The 1,546-nt window shown below is 36.2% G+C and carries 2 protein-coding genes and 1 pseudogene; all 3 read left to right on the forward strand.

Features of this window, described 5'->3' with window-relative positions:
• A pseudogene (locus tag J2756_RS11585) lies at positions 1 to 153 on the forward strand (energy-coupling factor ABC transporter ATP-binding protein); the annotation flags it as partial.
• A gap of 263 nt (positions 154 to 416) precedes the next feature.
• The gene (locus tag J2756_RS11440) at positions 417 to 1,115 is read left to right on the forward strand and encodes a HoxN/HupN/NixA family nickel/cobalt transporter (RefSeq protein ID WP_209585590.1); all 699 of its coding nucleotides are present in this window, start codon (positions 417 to 419) and stop codon (positions 1,113 to 1,115) included.
• 240 nt (positions 1,116 to 1,355) lie between these two features.
• Positions 1,356 to 1,546, forward strand: a 191-nt coding sequence (locus tag J2756_RS11445; RefSeq protein ID WP_209585591.1) for an ATP-binding cassette domain-containing protein, incomplete at its 3' end; no start/stop codon positions are given.

Consider the following 1,546-nt stretch of genomic DNA (forward strand, 5'->3'; position numbering starts at 1 on the left):
GTTGAGACCATAAGAAATGCGAATTTAAGGCTTCCAAGGATAGCACACCTCATGGAAATCCTCAACAAGGAGGATCATGTTTCATTCGGCAAACCATACCCACTCACCATAGGCGAAGCCAGAAGAAGAATACGTGAACAAGCTGAAGATTGAGTTTTCAGCATTTTAAATTATCTTAATCTAAATTTAACATAAAAAAATAATAGTGCACTCCCTTTTCATTCAAATACTCACAAAAACATGGTATTTCAGCCCACATTAGTATTACTCACTATATAAATAAAATTTGAAATAGTATTACAATATCCCTTTATTTTTTAAAACCATGGTTGAAATGGGGTTCTGCACAGATCAGTAGTATTACTGGACTTATAAATAAAATCGAAAATCGTATTAATAAATTGGAGTGATAAAATATGGATTTCATATCTTCAAGTTTAACTACATTTCCCCTAAAAATCAGCCTGTTTTTCATGGTTGCCGCGTTCATACTCGGTGCGTTACACGCACTGGAACCTGGACATGGAAAGGCGGTTATGGCCGCATTTGTAATGGGTACAGACGCAAGTTTGAAGGACACCCTGTTACTTGGAGGCACAGTTGTTTTTTCCCATGTAATTGTGGTGGTTCTCCTTGGAATTGCTTCACTATTCATTGTTGGATCCTTGAACGTCAGTACAACCCATGATATTATGAGTTTAATCGGTGGAATCATACTCATTGCAGTTGGTTTGTGGATAGTTAGAAAGTACCATCATCCACATCACCACCATCATGAACACAATATAGATACAAAAAAGGGAGTGGTTGCAATTGGACTATCAACAGGTTTAATACCCTGTCCTGCAGCACTTGCAGTGCTCCTATTCAGCATTGGAAATGGTCAGATATACAACGGTATTATCTACGTTCTTGTGTTCAGCACAGGCCTTGCAATATCCATAACTCTTCTTTCAGTGCTTTTTGTTAAAGGAAAGGACTTCATCCAGAGTTACGTGAGCAACAAGACCATAAACAAGATCCCAATTGTAAGTGGGACCATAATCGTTGCAGTGGGATTTTTAACGTTGTTACAACCTATAGCAGAATATTTACTGCCATTTATCCAAATTTAAAATGTTTGCACTACATTTAGAGTGGATTAATTGCTCAGGACCATCATAAAGTAACTTCGGAGGATAGCAAACCAAGATTTTTTCCTAATTATTCACTATTTTTTTTTAGATGATCCAATGATGAAAAATCAATTAAAGATAAGATAAAAAGATAAGGTACTAATAAAAAAAACATCAACTTCTTTACATACAAAACTTTATTCCCACATTTTTATTATTCTAACACTTCACGTGATTATTATGAACGTCATTGAAACCCGAGAAATCATATATGAGTATCCTGATGGTACAAAAGCCCTTGAAAACGTTAACTTCAAAGCAGAAGACGGTAAAATTGTTGCTCTTCTTGGACCCAATGGTGCTGGTAAATCAACACTCTTTCTTCACTTCAACGGTATATTGAAACCCACATCCGGGGAGGTTGTGGTTAA

The organism is Methanobacterium aggregans, from assembly GCF_017874455.1.
GTDB lineage: Archaea > Methanobacteriota > Methanobacteria > Methanobacteriales > Methanobacteriaceae > Methanobacterium_C > Methanobacterium_C aggregans.

What these genes read in the sequence shown, in the direction of transcription:
- J2756_RS11440 (WP_209585590.1), top strand. Translation starts at nt 417, where the DNA reads ATGGATTTCATATCTTCAAGTTTAACTACATTTCCCCTAAAAATCAGC.